The sequence below is a fragment of the Streptomyces sp. NPDC055400 genome (assembly GCF_053644375.1).
Genome location: NZ_JBSHLM010000009.1, coordinates 36530 through 56454 on the forward strand (window position 1 = coordinate 36530; position 19925 = coordinate 56454).

Here is a 19925-nt window from a genome sequence, read left to right on the forward strand (position 1 = left end):
AGCACCGCCGTGACCTGCGGGCTGTGCGAGGGCGGCACTGATGAGCGCAGCGCACGGCCCGGCGAGCACACGTACGGACCCGCGGCCCGGCGCCACGGTCCGTACCGGCGGCGCAGCGCTCAGTGGTCAGCGGGCGTGGTTCACCGTGCCCAGGTCCTGCCCGAGTCCGGGGCCTGCGCGGGTCCGGTGGCCCACAGCTGGTCGACACGCGAGCGCTCGGTGGCGTTCGGGTAGCGGCTGGTGCAGGACGGGCCGGGGCCGCCGCCCGACATCAGCTCACTGCACGGCCCGCTGTAGTCGTCCTCCAGGCCCAGCACGTGCCCGGTCTCGTGGGTGGCGACGCGGACCGAGTCGTTCTGCCGGATCTGGGTGTAGTCGAGGAAGATGTAGCCCTTGCCGTGGCCGTTGGTGTCGGCGTAGGACCCGCTCGGGTCGTTGCCCTCGCGGTAGGAGAAGTCGGCACCACTCGACGTCGCCTGGAGCTTGACGTTGGCCTGGGAGCTGTTCCAGATCGCTGCCGCGCTCGATATCTGCGAACGGAAGCTCGGCGCCTGGGAGGCGTTGTAGTAGAGGGTCACCGCCTGCGCGTTCGGCTGGGCGGCGCGCCTCTCGGCGACCGATTTGCGCACAGCCTCGAAGAACGCCTTGTTGTTCGCAGCCTCCTTGACCGACCCGGCGTACCGCGCCACGGAGGTACCGGCGGCAGCGGACGGGGTGGCGGCCGTCTGGGCACTCGCCGGCACCGCCGCGCCCAGCGCGCTGGAGGCCACACCCAGGCCGAGGGCGAGGGCGACGAGCCTCGCGGCTGTTCGAGACGACTTCATACGGGGGCTCCTACTCGCTCGGTGACGCCGAGCGCCCGGTGCGTGGTCGGCTCTGCGTGAACACCGGTTCCGAACTGCGGCGACGTCTTGTGAGTGGTCATTCTTAGAACGGCTCGACAGGGACCACAAGGGGTCCCACCACTACGTCGCCTCGTAGGTCCCGGGGCCTCGCCAGGGCTGTGCGTGGGCGTTCGGTCCGCACATGGCGGGCGGGAGCGAAAGCTGTCGCGGCGTCAGAAGCGTTACATCACGGGGCAACGGGCGTGCGGACCGGCCGGGCGGAATCACGGGACGCGCGACAGGATGCCAATTAGGGTCAATTCGGACAAATAATCCGATATCCACTAAGTCGCATCTACTAAGCATGGCGGTTGATTGGCAGAGCGCTGTGACTGATGTCATGAACCATTGACTTCTGTCCTTTTCGCACCCCACCGGCCCCCGGTCGCCCCCCAGGGAGTCACCCGCTGCCCGGGTCGCGGCACGGGGTCGCCGACGGGATGTTCCAGTCGGGGGAACGAGCTGTGTCGTGCCGGGAGGTGCAGACGGCGCGGGCCATACGGTCGGCTGGCATGACGCACGAACCGCAGGACGCATCCCACCTGAGCCGGCGCACCGCGCTCGCCGGGCTCGCCGGTGGGGCCGGAGTCGCGCTGGCCGCCGGTTGCACCTCCTCGGACAGAACCTCGGCACAAGGGGTCGCACCGAGGCCCACGGCGTCGGCCACCGACTCGTCGGCGGGTGCCACGCCCGGGGTGATGACGCTCTTCCGGGACCCGGCGTTCAACTTCAGTGGCCTCTGGGCCCTCGGCGGGGCCGGGTTCGGCGGCAGCGAGGTGGGCGAGGTGCTCACCGCCGTGAACACGATCAACAAGGCCGGCCTCTCCGCGCAGACGTACGTCGAGACCTTCAAGAAGCTCGGCGACCAGCTGATGGGGGCGCCCGAGGGCAGCAAGCCCGACCGGCAGACCAGGCGCCTGCGCGCTCTGCGGGCGGCGCAGTACTACGCCCAGGCCCTGTTCTTCGTCCTCGGCTCCGACACCCCCGGGAGCGAGGAGCAGCTGTACAGGGCCGGGCGCGGCGCCTGGGACAAGTTCTGTGATCTGTGCGACCCAGCGCCGGTGATGGCGGACATCCCGTACGGGAAGACCCCGCTGCCGGTGTGGTTCTTCCGGCCTGACGACTCCGGCAAACAGCGCCCCACCGTGATCCTCACGAACGGCAGCGATGGACAGAACGTCGACATGTGGGTCTACGGCGCTTCGGCCGCCCTGGAGCGTGACTGGAACGCCCTCGTGTACGACGGGCCGGGCCAGGGGCAATTGCTCTTTGTGGACCGGGTGGTTTTCACACCGCGTTGGGAGACGGTGGTCACGCCGCTCGTCGACTGGCTGGTCGCCCGTTCCGACGTGGACGCCGACCGGATCGCCCTGACTGGGCTGAGCATGGCGGGCAACCTGGCCCCCCGGGCCGCGGCCTTCGAGAAGCGCATCGCCGCCCTGGTGGCGATGCCCGGCTGCCTGGAACCGTGGCTGGGCTTCCCGCCGGAGATTCGGAAGATCCTCACCCCGAACAAGGCGCAGACCAACAACATCTGGAACAAAGAGGTCGTCCCCGAGCTGCCTGCCGACGCTGCCGCGACGATGAAGAAACGCTTCGAGCCCTTCTCCGTCCCGGCGATGCTCGCTGCCCGCAAGGGCAAGGTCTTCACGGACTTCTACACCCCCGCCAAAAGCATCGAGTCACTGACCACCACGAGCCTGGTGGGCCGCATCAAGGCGCCCACCCTGGTCCTTGACTACGAGGACGAGCAGTTCTATCCCGGTCAGCCGCGGACGATGTTCGACAAACTGACGTCCCCCAAGGACTACGTGAAACTCACCGCGGCCACCGGCGCGCAACTGCACTGTTCCCCGATGGCCCCGCAGCAGCACTGCGACGTCGTCTTCGACTGGCTGCAGGAGACGCTGCCGGGACGCTGACGGCCAGGTTCCAGCGGCTGCTCGGCACCGCGTTCGAGACGCTCACGCCGTGGAGCGGATGTGTGGACGCAGACGTCACCGTCGCAGCCCAGCAAACCCCCTACCGCACAGCGGGAAGTGGGCTGCAACAACGCGCCGCCGCACAAGCGGAGTTGAGGGCGTCGGGGAAGTTGGGGGGATGTCACCGATGAAGATCCGCCGACTTTGCACCCACAGGTCACCCGGGCCGGCGTGGGTGAGTGATCTCGTGCTCGTGCTCGTGCTCGTGCTAGTCATGGCCTCTTGCCTGGCGTGAAGACGGTATCGCGGCCCGACCGCCTACCGGCTACCTCCACGAGGGCCTGACCGTGCTCACCGCCACGCGCCCTACCTGTCCACCGCGGTGGAACGCCGGCGGCGGCCGGATACACCCACCTCAACCTGGACGGAACCGCGATCCGCGGCGACCGCGTGGCCGCCGCCGGCCCTGACAGAGCCGACCTGCGGTGGTCCGGGAAACACAAGCACCATGGCGGCAACGTGCAGGTCATCACGGCACCGGACGGCTGGCCGTTCTGAGGCTTGGCGGTCTGCCCGCGCGCGAGCACGACACCACCAGCGCCGCGCCCACGGCCTGATCGATGCCCTCGACCGCCGACTACGAGAACTTTGTCGTCATCGCCTCACCGGGAGTGATCGCATTCGGACTCAGACTGGCCGGACACGGCATCAGCATGCTCGCCGCCTGAGGACGCCACGATCCTGGCGCAGCACGTCGAACAGAGTCAGGCCGTCACATGCCATCCGGGTTCCAGGCTGTCGAGGAGGGCGCGGAAGGCGCTGTCGGCCCGTTCCCAGGCGCCGTCCGCCAGAGGGGCGAACAGGAGGCCGAAGCAGGCGTCGGTCAGGAGAGCGGCCTGCGTCCGGGCCCGGTCCTGGGACATGCCAAGGTTCAGGAAGACGGAGGTGAGCAGGTCCGTCCATGCGGTGACAATGTCACGCATGACGGGCCCGTAGCGGTCCGGGTGCAGCACGCCGGCACTCATGATCTCGAGGTAGAGCGGGAGTGATGCGCGTACGTCGGGGGCGCTGAACTGTCGCCACACCTCCTCCATGAAGCGGCGCAGGCCCGCCGGGTCCGTGGGCGAGCCGACGGCCTCCAGGAGCTCGCGGGTGCGCAGGAGGGGCCGGCTCTCATAGACGGAAAGCGCCTCGGCGACCATCCGCTCCTTGGTGCCGAAGTAGTACAGGAGCATGCGGTCGCTGGTACCAAGGGCCCTGGCCAGCGGGCGCAGGGAGAGGTTCGCGAGCCCGTTGCGCATCACGTACTCACGGACCTGGTGGAGAAGGTCACGTCGCTTGGCCGGATCGGGCGGGCGAGGCATGCAGGCTCCCGGATGCGTTAGGGGCGACGACACTCAGGCTGTCCGTTTCAGGTCTTTTGTATAGAACTTTACCGTAGCAGGCATTACGTGTATATTTGCGTGTAGCACCTGCTACACGTACCGGGCCTGGCACCCCGCCCGGCGTACACCAGCGGACCGTCCGCCGCAGGTTCCAGAAGGGACTGATCCCCATGGCCATCCAGGCCATCGGCCGCTCTGCCGCCTATCGCCGACGAGACCGGTGCTCTCGCGCCGCCGCACCCTCGTGGGCTGCAAGGCAGTGGGCTCTGTGGTCCCGCATGCTGGCACCACTGCAGCCGCTGAACTCACCCCGTGGCCGCGCCACCGCCTGGGACGCCTCCTGGCCCCTGCATCGGGAACTGACCTCGGCGAGCCGAGCCCGGCATCTGGTGACCGCACAACTGGGCGACTGGGCCCTGGACGAGCTGGTCGACACCGCCGAGCTCCTGGTCAGCGAACTGGTCACCAACGCCTTGCGTCACACGCAGGGCCCGCTCAGGCTCAACCTGCGGGTGCGCCACTCCCGCCTGCTGTGCGAGGTCGAGGACACCGAGTCCGCCGGCCCAGTGCGCAACGTCGTCGACCAGGACGCGGAAGGCGGGCGCGGCACCGAACTCCTCGACCTGCTCGCGGATGCCTGGGGCAGCATTCGGACGGCCACCGGCAAGACCATCTGGTTCGAATTGCAGGCCGAGGACCACAACGGACTGCGAGAGGGGCGAGGAGTGTGATGACGGCAGCCTGAAGGGGCCTTTGCGGTCGCCGTCCCGGGCCGCCGGAGGGTACGGCGGACCGCCCGCCTGCCTGGGCACGCGGCGCATCCCGCCGAGGCGGTCCCGCCGGAACTGCGCCCCTCGCCCGCCAATCGCCAGAGCCGCCCGCCGCGCAGGCCGCTCCGGGGTGTGTCACGGCGCCTGCTGGACGTCCCCGCGGGTGGAGGAGGCGGGCCACGTACACGACCTGCGCGGCGGGTGAGAGGCGCAGCTTGCGGCCGACGCGGGCGCCCGCCTGGATCGTGGTGAACTCCAGCCGCCTGCTCGACCAGGCGCCGGCCGCCTGCGGCACCGTCAGCATCTGCTCCCGGGACCTTCGAGGACATGGTGCCGTCGGCCTGACGGCGCCCGGGGAAACCCGCGTGCCCTACGCACGCGGGCTCCCCCGGGCGGTGCTTCCCCAACCCGGCGGCCGTTGCGGGAGCGGGCAGCCGGCGAAATTCACGCGCGCCGTGACGAGCCGGGCCAGTACGGTCTGGCGATGGACGATCAGGACGGTTACTTCGGAGAGCGTGTTGCGGCGGCCTACGACGAGTCGTCAGGGGACATGTTCGAGCCCGGCGTCATCGACGGGACGGTCGGCTTTCTGGCGGGCCTGGCCGACGGTGGCCGGGCTCTTGAGCTGGGCATCGGGACGGGGCGCGTCGCGTTGCCGCTGGCACAGCGCGGAGTCCAGGTCCACGGCATCGACTTGTCGCGAGCGATGGTCGCCCGGCTGCGCGCCAAGCCGGGTGGTGACGCGATCGGCGTCACCATCGGTGACTTCGCGACGACGAGAGTGGACGGAACGTTCGCCGTCGCATATCTGCTCTACAACACGATCATGAATCTGACGACGCAGGCGGAGCAGGTGGCCTGTTTCCGTAACGCGGCGGCTCACCTGGAACCCGGTGGCTGCTTCGTCATCGAGGTCCTGATCCCCGAACTGCGAAGGCTCCCGGCTGGGCAGAACGTCGTGCCCTACCACGTGAGCCCGACGCGATGGGCCTTCGACATCTACGACGTCGCTACCCAGGCGACGAGTTCGAACTACATCGAGGTCGTCGACGGGCGCGGCGAGTACAGATCAATTCCCTTCCGGTATGTGTGGCCGTCAGAACTTGACCTCATGGCTCAGCTCGCCGGGTTGCGACTGCGCGAGCGGTGGGACGGATGGACACGGGAAGCCTTCACAAGCGAGAGCCGTCAACATGTCTCGGTCTGGGAGAAACCCGACCCCGGCTTCACTGGCGGGCAGCTCTGAGCTCGCGGATCAGGGCGCGGACGGAGACACTGGAGGCCAGCTCCGGGGTGGTGACGTAGCCCACGGAACGGGTCGGGCGCTCAGGTCCCAGATCGGTGATCGCGATGCCCTCCGGTGCTTCGTTCAGCGAGAGCGCGGGCATGATCGCCATGCCGAGACCCCTGCTCACCATGGAGAGCACCGCTCCGTCGTCCTCGGTCAGGACCGTCGCCTTCGGAATCCAGTCCTGCCCGGCCCACCACTGGCGAGTGTAGGAGCCGCAGTTCTCGTGCCAGTCCACCAGCGGCAGGGAGCGCGGGGCGGGGTGGCCGGCCGGGTGGACCAGCGAGTAGGGCTCCTCGACGAGTACGTCGCCGATGAGCCCAGCGGGCACGGGCGAGGCGGCGCTGATCGTTGCGATGCCCACGTCCGCGCGCCCCTCGGCGACCTCGCCGGCGGTGCCCGCACCCAGTTCGCGGACGACGTTCACCTCCGGTTCGATGCCGGGGTGGAGGGCGGTGAGGCGCGCCAGGACGGGCGGCAGCAAGTAGAGGGCGGCACTACGGAAGGCGGCGATGCGCAGCGGGCCGGCGATCGTGCCCCGCTCGGCGCCGCGCGCCTCTGCCACCAGCGTGTCCAGGAGCCGCAGGACCCGGCGGGCGTGGGCGGCAGCGGCGGCACCGGCCGCGGTGGGCGTCGCACCCTTGCGGCCCCGCTCGAAGAGGACCGCTCCGACCTTGCGTTCCGTCCCGCGTATGGAGTGCGAGACCGCGGACTGGGTCAGTCCGAGGACCTTGGCGGCCGCCGAGAACCCGCGCTCGCGGTCGACGGCCACGAGGATGCGGAGCTCGTGCGGGGCGAGGTCGGTGGCGGCAGCCGCAGTGCGTGCGGGGGCCATGGTGGCTGCGGCTGTCATAGGGGCTCCCACCTGCTTCTATGAAGGCCCTTCATGGACCGGGCAGTTCCATGAGCGTAACCCTCTCCTCAGCCTCCGCATTCCTCCGTACGGTCACCGTCATGACCGAGACCGCGCTCACCGTGCACCAGACCGTCCGCCCCCATGGCTTCCCCACCTCCGACCACTTCGCCTTCGTCGAGTCCGCGCTGCCGGAACCCGGCCCGGGAACAGCGCTGGTGGAGAACCTGTACTGGTCGGTGGACCCCTACCACCGCGAAATGATGGACGGGGACTTCGCGCTGAACGCCCCCCTGGAGGGCCGCACGATCGGCCGGGTCGTGGACTCCCGCGATCCTGCGCTCCGCGAGGGCGAGATCGTCTTCCACCGGCAGGGCTGGCGCACCCACACCGTCGTCACCCCCGAAGAGGCGCGTGCCGTCCCCCGCTTCGACGGCGTACCGCTCTCCGCGCACCTGAGCATCCTCGGTGGCACCGGCCTGACCGCCTACGTCGGTCTCACCCGCATAGCAGAACTCCGCGAAGGGCAGGACGTGTTCGTCTCGGCGGCGGCCGGCGGTGTGGGCACGGCCACCGGGCGGCTCGCCCGGCTGATGGGCGCGGGACGGCTGGTCGGCAGCGCGGGCACGGCGGCGAAGGCCGCCTACCTGACCGAACACGTCGGCTACGACGAGGTCTTCGACTACCACTCGGGCCCGGTGGCCGAACTGCTCGCCAAGGCGGCGCCCGACGGGATCGACCTCTACATGGACAACGTCGGCGGCGAGCACCTCGAAGCGGCGATCTCTTCGCTGCGTGAGTACGGACGGATCGTGCGGATCGGGACGATCGCCCAGTACAACAGCACCGGCACGCCCTACGCCCTGCGCAACCTTCCTGACGTTGTCGAGAAGAGCCTGCGCATGGAGGGCTTCCTGGTCCGCAACTATCGTGACGTGCAGGAGGAGCTGTACGAGTTCGTCGTGCCGCACCTGCAGAGTGGGGGCGTCACGCTCGATGAGACCGTGGTCGACGGCTTCGGCGGCATCGTGGACGGGTTCCTGGGAATGCTGCGGGGCGAGAACCAGGGCAAGATCATCGTGCGGGCGGCAGGTGCGGACGTCTGACGGACCGGGGCCTGCCCGCCGCCACGCAAAGCACCGCCGCCGGGCTGCACGTCATCGTGCAGAACAGAGCACCGGCGCCCTGCGGCACCCAGTCCGTTGCGTCAAGCAGGTCGCCGAGCACATCCTCAGTCGGAGCGGCGGGACCTCAACGCGTCACGCAGCAGCTCTGCCAGGTGGCGCGGGGTGCGGTCCGAGAGCTGGGCGATCTGGGTGCGGCAGCTGTAGCCGTCCGCCAGGACCACCGTGTCCTCAAGGGCCTCCCGGAGTGCGGGCAGCAGGACCTGTTCGCCGACCGCCACCGAGACGTCGTAATGGCCCTTCTCGAAACCGAAGTTGCCGGCGAGGCCGCAGCAACCGGAGTCCAGGCGGCCGGAGTCCACACCCGCGCGGGCCAGGACCCGGTCGTCGGCCTTGCTGCCGAGGGTGGCGTGCTGGTGGCAGTGGGTCTGGGTCATCGCGGTCACCGTTTTGTCGCCGAGCCGCCCGAAGTCGACGTCCGGGGCCCTCTGGTCGAGTAGTTCGGCCAGCGTCATGGTCTGCTTCGCGAGCCGCACGGCACGCTCGTCGCGCGGGAACAGCTCGGTGGCGTCCGTGCGGAACAGCGAGGTACAGCTGGGCTCCAAGCCGATGAGCGGCATGCCCTGTTTGAGGTACGGGTCGACGGCGTCGAGGGTGCGGCTCAGGACCTTCTTCGCCGTGTCGAGCTGGCCCGTGGTGTGCCAGGTCAGGCCGCAGCACAGGCGGTCCGGCGGCAGCACGACCTCGAAGCCGGCGTACTCCAGTACCTCCACCGCGGCCTGTCCGACCTGCGGCGACATGAACTCGGTGAACGTGTCGGGCCAGAGCAGGACCTTGCCGCGGCTCCCGGGAACGGCGGGCTTGTGGCTGCGGCGGAACCACGTGCGGAAGCGGCGCTTCGCGAAGGGCGGGATGGGGCGCTCGGGCGCGATGCCGCCGGCCTTCTTCAGGAGCGCGGCGGTGGCCTTGTTGCCGCCGATCGCGTTGACCACGCCCGGTGCGTACGAGGCGAGCCGGGACCAGAGCGGCAGCCAGCCGAGCGAGTAGTGCGTGATCGGGCGGATCCTGCCCTTGTGGTGGTGATGCAGGAACTCGGCCTTGTAGGTAGCCATGTCGACGCCGACCGGGCAGTCGCTCTTGCAGCCCTTGCAGGACAGGCACAGGTCGAGGGCGTCGGCGACCTCTTCGGACTGCCAGCCGTCAGTGATGACGTCGCCCTGCACCATCTCGTACAGGACGCGGGCGCGGCCGCGCGTGGAGTGTGTCTCGTCGCCGGTGGCCCGGTAGCTGGGGCACATCACGCCGCCCGACGACGTACGGCACTTGGCGATGCCGACGCAGCGGCGCAGCGCCTTGGACAGGTCGCCGTCGTCCTCGGCGAGCGCGAGGGTGGTGGTCATCGGCAGGGTGGGCCGGTGGCCGGGCTTGATGCGCAGGCGCTCGTCGGCCGGGCGGGGGTGGACGAGGATGCCGGGGTTGAGGCGGTTGCCCGGATCCCAGATCGTCTTGAAGTCGCAGAAGGCGTCCATGGCCTCCTCGCTGAAGACCTGCGGCAGGAACTCGGCACGGGCCTGGCCGTCGCCGTGCTCGCCGGACAGCGTGCCGCCGTGGCTCGCGACCAGGTCGGCGGCGTCCGACATGAACTGCCGGAAGATCTGGACGCCTTCGGGCGTCTCGTGGTCGAAGTCGATCCGGATGTGGACGCAGCCCTCGCCGAAGTGGCCGTACGGGGTGCCCTGCAGGCCGTGCAGCTGGAGCAGCTTCTCCAGGTCGCGCAGGTAGTCGCCGAGCTTCTCGACGGGCACGGCTGAGTCCTCCCAGCCGGGCCACGCCTCCGAGCCGTCGGGCGCGCGGGTGGCCAGGCCGGAGCTGTCCTCGCGGATGCGCCACAGCGCGGCCTGCTCGGCCGGGTCCTTGACGAGGCGGACGTCGATCGCGCCGGTGTCCGCCTTGAGCGCCTGCGCGCGGGCCTGCTCGGCCTCGGGGTCCGGGGTGTCAGACTCCTCGGAGGAGTGGCCGAACTCGCAGAGCATCCAGCCGGCGCCCTCGGGGAGCATTTCCTCGGGGCGGGCGTCGGGGACGTTGCGGCGCAGGGCGGCGACCTGGTCGCCGCCGAGGCCCTCGCAGGCGATGGGCTGGTGCTTGAGGACGTGCTGGGCGGCGTCACCGGCCGACGGCAGGTCGGTGAAGCCGAGCGCGATGAGGGTGCGGCGCTCGGGAATCTCCACCAGCTTCACGGTCGCGGAGACGACCACGGCGCAGGTGCCCTCGGTGCCGACCATGGCGGCGGGCAGGTCGAAGCCGTTCTCCGGCAGCAGGTGCTCCAGGCTGTACCCGGAGACCTGGCGGCGGAAGCGGCCGAACTCGGTGCGCAGCATGGCCAGATGGTTGTCGCGCAGGTTCCGCAGCTGCTCGTGGATCTCGCCGCGGCGGCCGCCCTCGTCGATGACCCGCTGCAGCTCTTCGGTGCTCAGCGGGCGCAGCGTCATGCGGACGCCGTCGTACGTGAGAACCTCCAGCTCGACGATGTTGTCGGCGGTACGGCCCCAGGCCACCGAGTGGGTGCCGCAGGCGTTGTTGCCGATCATGCCGCCGATGGTGCAGCGGGCGTGCGTGGAGGGGTCGGGGCCGAAACGCAGGCCGTACGGCTTGCACGCCTTCTGCAGCGCGGCCTGGACCAGCCCCGGCTCGACCGTGGCGGTGCGCGCCTCGGGGTCGATCTCCAGGACGCGGTTCAGGTGCCGCGAGGTGTCGATGACGACGCCGTCACCGACCGCCTGCCCGGCGATCGAGGTACCGGCGCCGCGCAGTGTGACCGCGACGTTCAGTGCGTGGCAGGCGGCCAGGGCGGCGGCCAGTTCGTCGGTGTCGGCGGGCAGTACGACAGCGGCCGGCACCTGCCGGTAGACGGAGGCGTCCTGCGCGTACTCGGCACGGCGGAGCCGCCCGAAGGCGACCTCCCCGCTCGGCACGGCCTCCCTCAGCGCACGCTCCAGCTTCTGCAGCGTCGCCTCGTCGGGCACATCGGGGCGCGGCGCGGCGGATGCGGGGGCGGACATGGCGGCTCCTTGAGGCGGGTCTTCACGATGTGCGGAACGCCGGTGGTGCGAAACCGGACCGGGGCCGGGGCGTATGTCCCGGACGTGGCAGCGCCCCGGCTCGGCAGGGCCGGCCGGGGCGCGCGGACGGGGCGGGGCGGCATGGCGGTATCGCAGGTGTCACGGACATCCCAGGGGCACCGCCCCGCGGCCTACCGGGAGGTCAGCCGAGGACCGCCTTGACAGTCTCGCCCCACAGGCGCAGGGCCTCGTCGATCTGGTTCTCGTTGACGACGAGCGGCGGCAGCATCCGGACCACGTTGCCGTGGGCGCCGCAGGGAAGCAGCAGCAGGCCGCGCTCGGCTGCCGCCGTGAGCAGCTTGCCCGCGGTGGCGCCGTCGGGGTTGCCCTCGCCGTCGACGATCTCGGAGGCGAGCATCAGGCCGAGGCCCCGGACGTCGCCGATGCCGCCGACGCCGTCGCTCGCCGGGTGGGCGGCGGCGACCTCGCGCAGTCCGGCGATCAGCTGGTCGCCGCGCTCCGCGCAGTTCTCGACGAGCTTCTCCTCCTTGATGACGTCGAGGGTGGCGATGGCGGCGGCGCAGGACACCGCGTTGCCGCCGTAGGTGCCGCCCTGCGAGCCCGGCCAGGCCTTCGCCATGAGCGCCTCGGAGGCCGCGATCGCCGACAGCGGGAACCCGCTGGCCAGGCCCTTCGCGGTGACCAGGATGTCGGGGCGGACGCCGAAGTGGTCGTGGCCCCAGAACTTGCCGGTGCGGCCGAAACCGGCCTGCACCTCGTCCAGGATGAGCTGGATGCCATGGCGGTCGGCGCGCTCGCGCAGACCTTGCAGGAACGCGGCGTTGGCCGGTACGAAGCCGCCGTCGCCGAGCACCGGCTCGATGATGAACGCGGCCGTGTCCGCGGGCGCGCTGATGGTGGCCAGCACCTGGTCCAGCTCGCGCAGCGCGAACTTGGTGGCGGTCGCCTCGTCCCAGCCGTAGTAGTAGGCGTTCGGGAAGGGCGCGACGGCCACACCCGGCATCAGCGGGCCGAAGCCGGAGCGGACCTTGGAGGCGGAGGTGGTCAGGGAGGCGGCGCCGAGGGTGCGGCCGTGGAACGAGCCCTGGAAGACCACGATGTTGGGGCGGCCGGTGGCCTGCTTGGCCAGGCGCATCGCCGCCTCGACGCCCTCACTGCCGGAGTTGGCGAAGAACAGCGAGTCCAGGCCCTCGGGCAGCACCTCGCCGAGGCGCTCGGTGAGGGTGAGCAGCGGCCGGTGCAGCACCGTCGTGTACTGGCCGTGGACCAGCTTGCCGACCTGCTCCTGGGCGGCCGCGGTGACCTTGGGGTGGCAGTGGCCGGTCGATGTCACGCCGATGCCCGCGGTGAAGTCCAGATGGGCCCGCCCCGACGCGTCGTAGAGGTAGACGCCCTCGCCGCGTTCGGCCAGGACGGGCGTGGCCTGCTTGAGGACGGGGGACAAGGCACTCATGGACGGCTCCTCGCTCGATGACCTACGGGGACTGCATGGCGGACAGGGAAGACCCCTCGCGGGTCGCCGCGGACCGCGTCGCGGACCTGCGGATCTACGGAGATCAACATCAGGCTACTTCGTAGGATTGTCAACAACCTACACTCATGCAAGCATGCAATTCCACGGCTGTCCACGAGTGAGTCGGGCCGGGAGCACAACCATCGAGCCGGGAGTCGAAGTGAGCGCAGGTACCGAGCAGCAGACACAGCAGGAGGAGTTCGTCGTCGCGTCCGTGCCCGACGGGCTGTTCATCGGCGGCAGCTGGCGCCCGGCGGCCTCCGGCGCGACGTTCGGCGTCGAGGACCCCTCGCGCGCCCGTGAGCTGCGCACCGTCGCGGACGCCGGCGCCGAGGACGCGCGAGCCGCCGCCGAGGCGGCCGCCGCCGTCCAGGAGAAGTGGGCGGCCACTGCCCCGCGCGAGCGCAGCGAGATCCTCCGCCGCGGCTTCGAGCTCCTGATGCAGCACCAGGAGGAGCTCGCCCTCCTGATGACTCTGGAAATGGGCAAGCCGCTGGCCGAGGCGCGTGGCGAAGTGGCGTACGCCGCCGAGTTCTTCCGCTGGTTCGCCGAGGAGGCCGTCCGTGTCGAGGGCGGCTACCAGACCTCCCCCGACGGCAAGGACCGCTTCGTCGTCATGAAGCGCCCGGTCGGCCCGGTCCTGCTCATCACGCCGTGGAACTTCCCGCTGGCCATGGGCACCCGCAAGATCGGCCCGGCGATCGCGGCGGGCTGCACGATGATCGTGAAGCCCGCCGAGCAGACGCCGCTGACGATGCTGAAGCTCGCCGAGATCATGGTCGAGGCCGGCGTGCCCGAGGGCGTCCTGAACGTGCTGACCACCTCCCGCCCCGGCGAGGTCGTCGAACCGCTGCTGCGCGGCGGCGTCATCCGCAAGCTGTCGTTCACCGGATCCACGCAGGTCGGCCGCCTCCTCCTGGAGCAGAGCGCCCAGCACGTGCTGCGCGTCTCCCTGGAGCTGGGCGGCAACGCGCCGTTCATCGTGTGCGCCGACGCCGACCTCGACAAGGCCGTCGAGGGCGCCATGGCCGCCAAGATGCGCAACATCGGCGAGGCGTGCACCGCCGCCAACCGCATGTACGTGCACGAGTCCGTCGCCGACGAGTTCGCCGAGCGGCTCGCCGCCCGCATGGGCTCGCTCACCGTGGGCCGCGGCACCGAGACCGGCACCGACGTCGGCCCGCTGATCGACGAGGCGGGCCGCGGGAAGGTCGACGAGCTGGTCGCGGACGCCGTCAAGCGCGGTGCGAAGGTCGTCACCGGCGGCGGGCACGCCGAGGGCGAGGGCTACTTCTACGCCCCCACGGTGCTCACCGGCGTCTCCCCCGAGTCGGCCCTGATGAGCCAGGAGATCTTCGGCCCCGTGGCCCCGATCCTCACCTTCACCGACGAGGACGAGGTGATCGCCGCGGCCAACGACACCGAGTACGGCCTGGTCTCCTATCTGTTCACCGAGAACCTGGAGCGCGCCTTCCGGATCTCCGAGAGGCTCGACACCGGCATGATCGGCCTCAACAAGGGCGTCGTGTCCAACCCGGCCGCGCCCTTCGGCGGCGTCAAGGCCTCCGGCCTCGGCCGCGAGGGCGGCCGCATCGGCCTCGACGAGTTCCTGGAGACCCGCTACCTGGCCATGCCGCTCGGCTGACGCCACGCGCCACCTGCCCACGCCCACGTATCGACGGACCACCGAACCGGAGCTGCGACACCCATGGACCGCTTCATCGAGGTTTCCCTGCCCAAGCGCGGCGTCACCGCCACCGCGAAGCTGCTCGACGACCGCGCCCCGATCACCTGCGAGGCGATCTGGAACGCCCTGCCGCTGGGCAGCGACGTCTACCACGCGAAGTACGCGCGCAACGAGATCTACACCCTCGTCCCGGCCTTCGCCCCGCAGGAGCCCCCGCTGGAGAACCCCACGATCACCCCCATCCCGGGCGACCTGTGCTACTTCACCTTCTCCAGCACCCAGATGAGCACGGCTTCGTACGGCTACGAGGCCGCCGCCGGCCAGCAGGACACCAAGGCCGCGCACGCCGAGCGCGACATCGTCGTGGACCTGGCCCTGTTCTACGAGCGCAACAACCTGCTGATCAATGGCGACCAGGGCTGGGTCCCCGGCATCGTCTGGGGCACGGTCGTCGAGGGCCTGGACCGCCTCGCCGAGGCCTCGCAGGACCTGTGGCGGGCGGGCGCGCTGGGCGAGTCGCTGCAGTTCAAGCGCGTCTGACGCAGCACCACACGTGCTGTGCCCGGCGCTTCGACGGCGCAGCGCCGGGCGCGGCCGGACAGCACGCAATGGGGGCGGGCCCGGGATGAGATCGCGGGCCCGCCCCCTTTGTGCGGCCTCGTGTCAGCCGACCGGCACGATGTCCACCGCGCCCGCCTCCCGCAGCGCGGCGTGCAGGACCGCCGAGGCGCGCAGCACCAGCTCGTCTCCGTGCCGGGCCGCCACCAGCTGGGCGCCCACCGGCAGGCCCGCGTCCGTCACACCGCAGGGCACCGAGGCGGCCGGCTGCTGCGTCAGGTTGAACGGGTACGTGAACGGCGTCCAGCCCGTCCAGCGCTTGTGCTCGCCGCCCGGCGGCACCTCGACGCCCGCCGCGAACGCGGGGATGGGGACGGCCGGCGTCAGCAGCAGGTCGTACGTCTCGTGGAAGCGGCCCATCTGCACGCCGAGCGCCATCCGGGTGTCGACCGCGCCCAGGTAGTCGAGCGCGCTCTTCGCGGCGCCCTCGCGGCACACCTCCTGGAGGCCCGCGTCGAGTTGGGCGAACTGCTCCGGGCGCAGGTTCTCGACGACCTTGGCCGCGCCCGAGAACCACAGCGTGTGGTAGGCCTCGACCGGGTCGTCGAAGCCCGGGTCGGCCTCCTCCACGTCGGCGCCGAGCTCGGCAAGGAGCCGGGCCACAGCGGCGACGCGCTCGGCCACCTGCGGGTCCACGGGGGCGCCCGCGAGCGTCGGCGCGTACGCGATCCGCAGCCCGCTCAGGGAACCCTGGGCGAGCGCCTCGGCGACGGCGGCGCGGTAGCTGCCGCGCGGCGCCTCGAGGGCCGACCAGTCGCGGCTGTCGAAGCCGGTGACGACGTCCATCAGGAGCGCCGCGTCCTCAACGGTGCGGGTCATCGGCCCGGCGTGTGCGAGGGTGCCGAACGGGCTCGCCGGGTACAGCGGAATCCGCCCGTACGTCGGCTTCATGCCGAAGATGCCGCAGAACGCGGCCGGGATGCGTACCGAGCCGCCGCCGTCCGTGCCCACCGAGAGCGGCGCCATGCCCGCGGCGACCGCGGCGGCGCTGCCGCCCGACGAGCCGCCCGACGTGGTCGACGGGTCCCACGGGTTGCGGGTCACACCGGTCAGCGGGTTGTCGGTGACGCCCTTCCAGCCGAACTCCGGGGTCGTCGTCTTGCCGACGAACACCGCGCCCTGCTCACGCATCCGCGCCACGCACGGCGCGTCCTCGTCCCACGCGCGGTCGGCCGAGATGCTCAGCGAACCGCGCAGCGTGGGGCGGCCCTTGGTGTACAGCAGGTCCTTGATGGACGTCGGCACGCCGTCGAGCAGTCCGAGCGGCTCGCCGCGGCCGCGCCGCTCCTCGCTCGCGCGCGCCCGGGCGAGTGCCTCGTCCCGGTCGACCAGGCAGAAGGCATTCAGCTTGCCGTCGACCGCAGCGATGCGGTCGAGCACGGAGACGGCGGCCTCCACCGGGGACAGCTCGCCGGTCTCGTACGCGGTGAGCAGTTCGGTGGCGGTCAGCGCGTACGGCTCCTGGGGAGACGAGGTGCTCGTGCTGGTCATCGGGGGCCCTCCTGGGATGCGGTCCGGGCGCCGGCCGGGACCGGTACGTAGCCCAGTTTCTTGTCCACGACGTTGCGCAGCGGGCGGCCGGACCGCCAGCGCGCGAAGTTGTCGGCGAAGACCTCGGCGAGGTCCTCCAGCCAGGTGTCGGTGTCGGCCGACATGTGCGGTGACACCAGCAGGTTGGGCGCGTCCCACAGCGGGCTGTCGGCGGGCAGCGGCTCCTGCCGGAACACGTCCAGGGCGGCGCCGCCCAGCTGCCCTTCCTCCAAGGCGGCCAGCAGGTCCTTCTCGACGACGAGCGGTCCGCGCCCCACGTTCAGGAAACGGGCGCCGCGCTTCATCCGCGCGAACGCCGCCGCGTCGAACATGTCCTCGGTCCGGTCCGTCAGCGGCGCCGCGCAGACCACCCAGTCGGCGACCGCGAGCAGCGCGTCGAGCTCGTCGAAGGCGTGCACCGTGCCGACCTCGGGGTCGTCGTCCCTGCGGGTGCGCCCCACCAGGTCCACCCGCAGTCCGAGCGCCCGCAGGGTGCGCACGACGGCCCGCCCGATGGGCCCGCCGCCCACCACGACCGCGCGCGTTCCCGAGACCCGCTGGGTGACCCTGTGCTGCCAGACGCGCTCGCGCTGCCGGTCGTACGTCCCCACGAAATCCTTGGCGAGGGCGACGATCTGGCCGGCCACGTACTCCGCGATGGGCTGCTCGAAGACGCCCCGCGAGTTGGTCAGCAGGACGTCGGAGTCGCGCAGGGCGGGGAACATCAGCCGGTCCACTCCGGCGCTGGCGGTGTGCACCCAGCGCGGGCCGCCCTGCGCCGGCCAGGCGGCGGGCAGGGCCTGGGTGCCGAACTCCCAGACCAGCAGCGCGTCGGCATGCGGCAGCTCTGCGGCGAGCCGCTCCTCGGGGACGCAGACGAGGTCGGCGTGGGCGGCCACGTCGTCCATGCCGGGCGGCCGCTGGTCGGCAAGCACCAGGACACGGGGGGCTGGGGAATTCTCGGTCTTCGTCACGGCGGTCCTTCGGTCGCTCGGCACTGCGGCGACGGTCGGTGGGACAGGGTGCGGACGGCGGGTCGTACGGGGACGGATGGCGGGCGGGATGCGGGTGAACGACGGTGTGTCCCCGTGTGATCGGCAGCAGATCACGGACACGGCATGCACGACGACGGACGAAGAAGCACCATGGAATGAGACGGGTGTCCGAAGATGCCGGAGCCCTTTTCCCCACCGCCGTCCACCCGCTCGCTCACCTCAGAAAACGAGCCTTTCCCCTACGGGGATTGACACGCTAAGCAGCGCGTCTTTACGTTGTCAACAATCTACAGCGCACTTCGGTTACCCGGAGGCCGACCGACCGAAACCCGCACCGTCCGCGGGCCGGGCGGCCACCCCGTACCGCCCTTCGGCACGACCTTGTCACCACGTCCACCTCAGGCGTACGGCCCGCATCCCGTACGCGTGCAGCCATGAAGGGGCTCTGCATTGGACATCACGACCTTCGGCGGACCGGTACCGCAGCGCGGCATCGGCGTGGTCGCCCCGTTCGACTTCGCGCTCGACCGCGAACTGTGGCGCTGGACCCCCGAGGAGATCTCCCTCCACCTGACCCGCACCCCGTACGTGCCGGTCGAGGTCAGCGTGGACATGGCGCGCCTGATCAGCGAGCACGAGACGCTCCAGCACGCCGTCACCGCGCTCGACGCCGTACGTCCGGTCTCGTTCGCGTACGCCTGCACCTCCGGCAGTTTCGTCGGCGGAATCGCCTACGAGCGGGCCATGTGTGCCTCCATGAGCGGCTCCGGCCGCGGCATGCCCTCCGTCACCACCTCGGGTGCCCTGCTCGAGGCACTGCAGGAGCTGGGTGCGCGCCGGGTCAGCGTGATCACCCCGTACACGCAGTCGCTGACCGACGCCCTGGCGGACTACCTGGCCCAGGCGGACATCGATGTCGTCGGCCGTGAGTACATGGGCCTGACCGGAGAGATCTGGCAGGTCGGCTACCGGGACGTCGTGGAGCTGGCCAGGTCCGCGGACCTCACGGACGCCGACTGCCTCTTCATCAGCTGCACCAACCTGGCCACGTACGACGTGCTCCCGCAGCTGGAGGCCGAACTGCGGATCCCGGTGATCTCCGCCAACCAGGTCACCATGTGGTCGGCTCTGCGCCACGCGGGCGCGCAGCCGACGGGCGACTACCAGTCACTGATCGACCCCGCGGCCCGCGCCGCCCTGGCCCCGTACCGCAGGCAGGGCATGAGGCCTTCTCCCGCGGCTACGGCCGCCGTCGAGCGGGGGCCGCTCGCCGCCACCACCGAGCCCGCGGCGCCGACGCCGGTGGACGAGCCGGCCACGGGCCTTGATCTCGCCTGACGAGCGACCACACCGGCGGCTTCCACGCACGAGGCCGCCGGTACGCACACTCTTCGCACGTAACGGACAGCCGATGACCGACTGTCAACAATCTACAGCCGGCCGGTTTCCGCAGTAGACTGCCGCCACGAAAGGACGACTGAAGCATGAGCGAGAAGACGGCGCGTGTCGGGTTCCTCTACCCCGGCCACTCCGCCGAGGACGACTACCCGCGCCTGGAGCAGCTGATCGGCGGCGCCGTCCGGCTGACCCTCGTCCACACGGACATCGGCACGGACGCCCACCGGGTGGACGACCTCCTGGAGATGGGTGCCACGCACCGCCTCAAGGCATCCCTCGGCGAGCTCCTCGCGCAGCCACAGGACGTGGTCATCTGGGCGTGCACCAGCGCCAGCTTCGTCTTCGGCCCCGAGGGCGCCCGCAAGCAGGTCGCCGAACTCGCCGAGGCCGCAGGTCTGCCCGTGGAGCGCACCTCCTCCACCTCGTTCGCCTTCGCCCACGCCGTGCAGGCGCTCGGCGTGCGCCGCCTGGCCGTCGCCGCGACCTACCCGGACGACGTGGCCGGCTACTTCGTGCGGTTCCTGGAGCACCACGGCGCCGAGGTCGTACAGGTCTCCGGACGCGGCATCATCACCGCCGCCGAGGTCGGGACGCTGGGCCGCGAACAGGTATTGGAGCTGGCCAGGAGCAACGACCACCCGGACGCCGAGGCGATCCTGCTCCCCGACACCGCGCTGCACAGCGCCGCCTGGCTCGACGAACTCGAAGAGGCCGTCGGCAAGCCCGTCCTGACGGCCAACCAGGTCACCGCCTGGGAAGGGCTGCGTCTCGCGGGCGACACGGAGCCGCGCGAGGGACTCGGATCGCTCTTCCGCCTGACCCGGCAGCCTGATTCACCCACCCCCGCGACCGTGTGATCCGACGGCCGCCCCGATCCG

The 19925-nt window shown here is 70.9% G+C and carries 15 protein-coding genes and 2 pseudogenes; 9 read left to right on the forward strand and 8 right to left on the reverse strand.

What is annotated here, in order from left to right:
• Nucleotides 1-140 precede the first annotated feature (140 nt).
• Nucleotides 141-824, reverse strand: a complete 684-nt coding sequence (gene snpA / locus ACWIGU_RS23685; protein ID WP_454403695.1) for a snapalysin — start codon at nt 822-824, stop codon at nt 141-143.
• Between the two features lie 572 nt (nt 825-1396).
• On the opposite strand from snpA, the gene ACWIGU_RS23690 reads away from it, so the two are divergent.
• Complete coding sequence (locus ACWIGU_RS23690) at nt 1397-2806, forward strand: alpha/beta hydrolase family protein (protein ID WP_454403696.1); 1410 nt, start codon at nt 1397-1399, stop codon at nt 2804-2806.
• A gap of 326 nt (nt 2807-3132) precedes the next feature.
• Nucleotides 3133-3405: pseudogene (locus ACWIGU_RS23695) on the forward strand (transposase family protein); the annotation flags it as partial.
• A 165-nt stretch (nt 3406-3570) separates the two neighbouring features.
• On the opposite strand, the gene ACWIGU_RS23700 reads toward ACWIGU_RS23695, so the two are convergent.
• Nucleotides 3571-4170 carry a TetR/AcrR family transcriptional regulator gene (locus tag ACWIGU_RS23700; protein ID WP_454403697.1) on the reverse strand — a complete coding sequence of 200 codons (600 nt, stop codon included), beginning with the start codon at nt 4168-4170 and terminating at the stop codon, nt 3571-3573.
• Between the two features lie 191 nt (nt 4171-4361).
• Here ACWIGU_RS23700 and ACWIGU_RS23705 point away from each other — a divergent pair, with 191 nt between their 5' ends.
• The gene (locus ACWIGU_RS23705; RefSeq protein WP_454403698.1) at nt 4362-4922 is read left to right on the forward strand and encodes an ATP-binding protein; all 561 of its coding nucleotides are present in this window, start codon (nt 4362-4364) and stop codon (nt 4920-4922) included.
• A 133-nt stretch (nt 4923-5055) separates the two neighbouring features.
• Here ACWIGU_RS23705 and ACWIGU_RS23710 read toward each other — a convergent pair.
• A pseudogene (locus tag ACWIGU_RS23710) lies at nt 5056-5277 on the reverse strand (GntR family transcriptional regulator); the annotation flags it as partial.
• Between the two features lie 168 nt (nt 5278-5445).
• Here ACWIGU_RS23710 and ACWIGU_RS23715 point away from each other — a divergent pair.
• Nucleotides 5446-6207, forward strand: coding sequence for a class I SAM-dependent DNA methyltransferase (locus ACWIGU_RS23715; protein WP_454403699.1), 762 nt, complete (start codon nt 5446-5448; stop codon nt 6205-6207).
• Here ACWIGU_RS23715 and ACWIGU_RS23720 read toward each other — a convergent pair.
• The gene (locus ACWIGU_RS23720; protein WP_454403700.1) at nt 6188-7102 is read right to left on the reverse strand and encodes a LysR family transcriptional regulator; all 915 of its coding nucleotides are present in this window, start codon (nt 7100-7102) and stop codon (nt 6188-6190) included. The genes ACWIGU_RS23715 and ACWIGU_RS23720 overlap by 20 nt on opposite strands.
• A gap of 101 nt (nt 7103-7203) precedes the next feature.
• On the opposite strand from ACWIGU_RS23720, the gene ACWIGU_RS23725 reads away from it, so the two are divergent.
• Complete coding sequence (locus ACWIGU_RS23725; protein WP_454403701.1) at nt 7204-8208, forward strand: NADP-dependent oxidoreductase; 1005 nt, start codon at nt 7204-7206, stop codon at nt 8206-8208.
• A 125-nt stretch (nt 8209-8333) separates the two neighbouring features.
• Here the strand turns inward: ACWIGU_RS23725 and ACWIGU_RS23730 are convergent, their stop codons facing one another.
• Both ACWIGU_RS23730 and ACWIGU_RS23735 read right to left on the reverse strand, forming a co-directional pair.
• Nucleotides 8334-11285: an FAD-binding and (Fe-S)-binding domain-containing protein gene (locus tag ACWIGU_RS23730; protein WP_454403702.1), complete on the reverse strand. Its 2952-nt coding sequence runs from the start codon at nt 11283-11285 to the stop codon at nt 8334-8336.
• A gap of 202 nt (nt 11286-11487) precedes the next feature.
• A complete protein-coding gene (locus tag ACWIGU_RS23735) occupies nt 11488-12759 on the reverse strand; it encodes an aspartate aminotransferase family protein (protein ID WP_454403703.1) in 1272 nt (423 codons plus the stop codon).
• 220 nt (nt 12760-12979) lie between these two features.
• Here ACWIGU_RS23735 and ACWIGU_RS23740 point away from each other — a divergent pair, with 220 nt between their 5' ends.
• Nucleotides 12980-14464 (forward strand): NAD-dependent succinate-semialdehyde dehydrogenase, encoded by a 1485-nt coding sequence (locus ACWIGU_RS23740; protein WP_454403704.1) that lies wholly within the window; start codon nt 12980-12982, stop codon nt 14462-14464.
• Nucleotides 14465-14527: 63 nt separating this feature from the next.
• On the forward strand, nt 14528-15046 hold the full coding sequence (locus tag ACWIGU_RS23745; RefSeq protein WP_454403705.1) for a DUF3830 family protein: 519 nt from the start codon (nt 14528-14530) through the stop codon (nt 15044-15046).
• A 123-nt stretch (nt 15047-15169) separates the two neighbouring features.
• Here the strand turns inward: ACWIGU_RS23745 and ACWIGU_RS23750 are convergent, their stop codons facing one another.
• Entirely contained in the window at nt 15170-16615 is a 1446-nt protein-coding gene (locus tag ACWIGU_RS23750; RefSeq protein WP_454403706.1) for an amidase, read from the reverse strand.
• On the reverse strand, nt 16612-17562 hold the full coding sequence (locus tag ACWIGU_RS23755; protein WP_454404009.1) for a D-2-hydroxyacid dehydrogenase: 951 nt from the start codon (nt 17560-17562) through the stop codon (nt 16612-16614). The genes ACWIGU_RS23750 and ACWIGU_RS23755 overlap by 4 nt, the downstream gene beginning before the upstream one ends.
• A 537-nt stretch (nt 17563-18099) precedes the next feature.
• On the opposite strand from ACWIGU_RS23755, the gene ACWIGU_RS23760 reads away from it, so the two are divergent.
• Nucleotides 18100-18987 (forward strand): maleate cis-trans isomerase family protein, encoded by an 888-nt coding sequence (locus ACWIGU_RS23760; RefSeq protein WP_454403707.1) that lies wholly within the window; start codon nt 18100-18102, stop codon nt 18985-18987.
• 146 nt (nt 18988-19133) lie between these two features.
• Nucleotides 19134-19904 carry a maleate cis-trans isomerase family protein gene (locus tag ACWIGU_RS23765; RefSeq protein ID WP_454403708.1) on the forward strand — a complete coding sequence of 257 codons (771 nt, stop codon included), beginning with the start codon at nt 19134-19136 and terminating at the stop codon, nt 19902-19904.
• The last annotated feature ends 21 nt before the right edge of the window (nt 19905-19925 follow it).

What these genes read in the sequence shown, in the direction of transcription:
- snpA (WP_454403695.1), bottom strand. Translation starts at nt 824, where the DNA reads ATGAAGTCGTCTCGAACAGCCGCGAGGCTCGTCGCCCTCGCCCTCGGC.
- ACWIGU_RS23690 (WP_454403696.1), top strand. Translation starts at nt 1,397, where the DNA reads ATGACGCACGAACCGCAGGACGCATCCCACCTGAGCCGGCGCACCGCG.
- ACWIGU_RS23700 (WP_454403697.1), bottom strand. Translation starts at nt 4,170, where the DNA reads ATGCCTCGCCCGCCCGATCCGGCCAAGCGACGTGACCTTCTCCACCAG.
- ACWIGU_RS23705 (WP_454403698.1), top strand. Translation starts at nt 4,362, where the DNA reads ATGGCCATCCAGGCCATCGGCCGCTCTGCCGCCTATCGCCGACGAGAC.
- ACWIGU_RS23715 (WP_454403699.1), top strand. Translation starts at nt 5,446, where the DNA reads ATGGACGATCAGGACGGTTACTTCGGAGAGCGTGTTGCGGCGGCCTAC.
- ACWIGU_RS23720 (WP_454403700.1), bottom strand. Translation starts at nt 7,102, where the DNA reads ATGACAGCCGCAGCCACCATGGCCCCCGCACGCACTGCGGCTGCCGCC.
- ACWIGU_RS23725 (WP_454403701.1), top strand. Translation starts at nt 7,204, where the DNA reads ATGACCGAGACCGCGCTCACCGTGCACCAGACCGTCCGCCCCCATGGC.
- ACWIGU_RS23730 (WP_454403702.1), bottom strand. Translation starts at nt 11,285, where the DNA reads ATGTCCGCCCCCGCATCCGCCGCGCCGCGCCCCGATGTGCCCGACGAG.
- ACWIGU_RS23735 (WP_454403703.1), bottom strand. Translation starts at nt 12,759, where the DNA reads ATGAGTGCCTTGTCCCCCGTCCTCAAGCAGGCCACGCCCGTCCTGGCC.
- ACWIGU_RS23745 (WP_454403705.1), top strand. Translation starts at nt 14,528, where the DNA reads ATGGACCGCTTCATCGAGGTTTCCCTGCCCAAGCGCGGCGTCACCGCC.
- ACWIGU_RS23750 (WP_454403706.1), bottom strand. Translation starts at nt 16,615, where the DNA reads ATGACCAGCACGAGCACCTCGTCTCCCCAGGAGCCGTACGCGCTGACC.
- ACWIGU_RS23755 (WP_454404009.1), bottom strand. Translation starts at nt 17,562, where the DNA reads ATGGACGACGTGGCCGCCCACGCCGACCTCGTCTGCGTCCCCGAGGAG.
- ACWIGU_RS23765 (WP_454403708.1), top strand. Translation starts at nt 19,134, where the DNA reads ATGAGCGAGAAGACGGCGCGTGTCGGGTTCCTCTACCCCGGCCACTCC.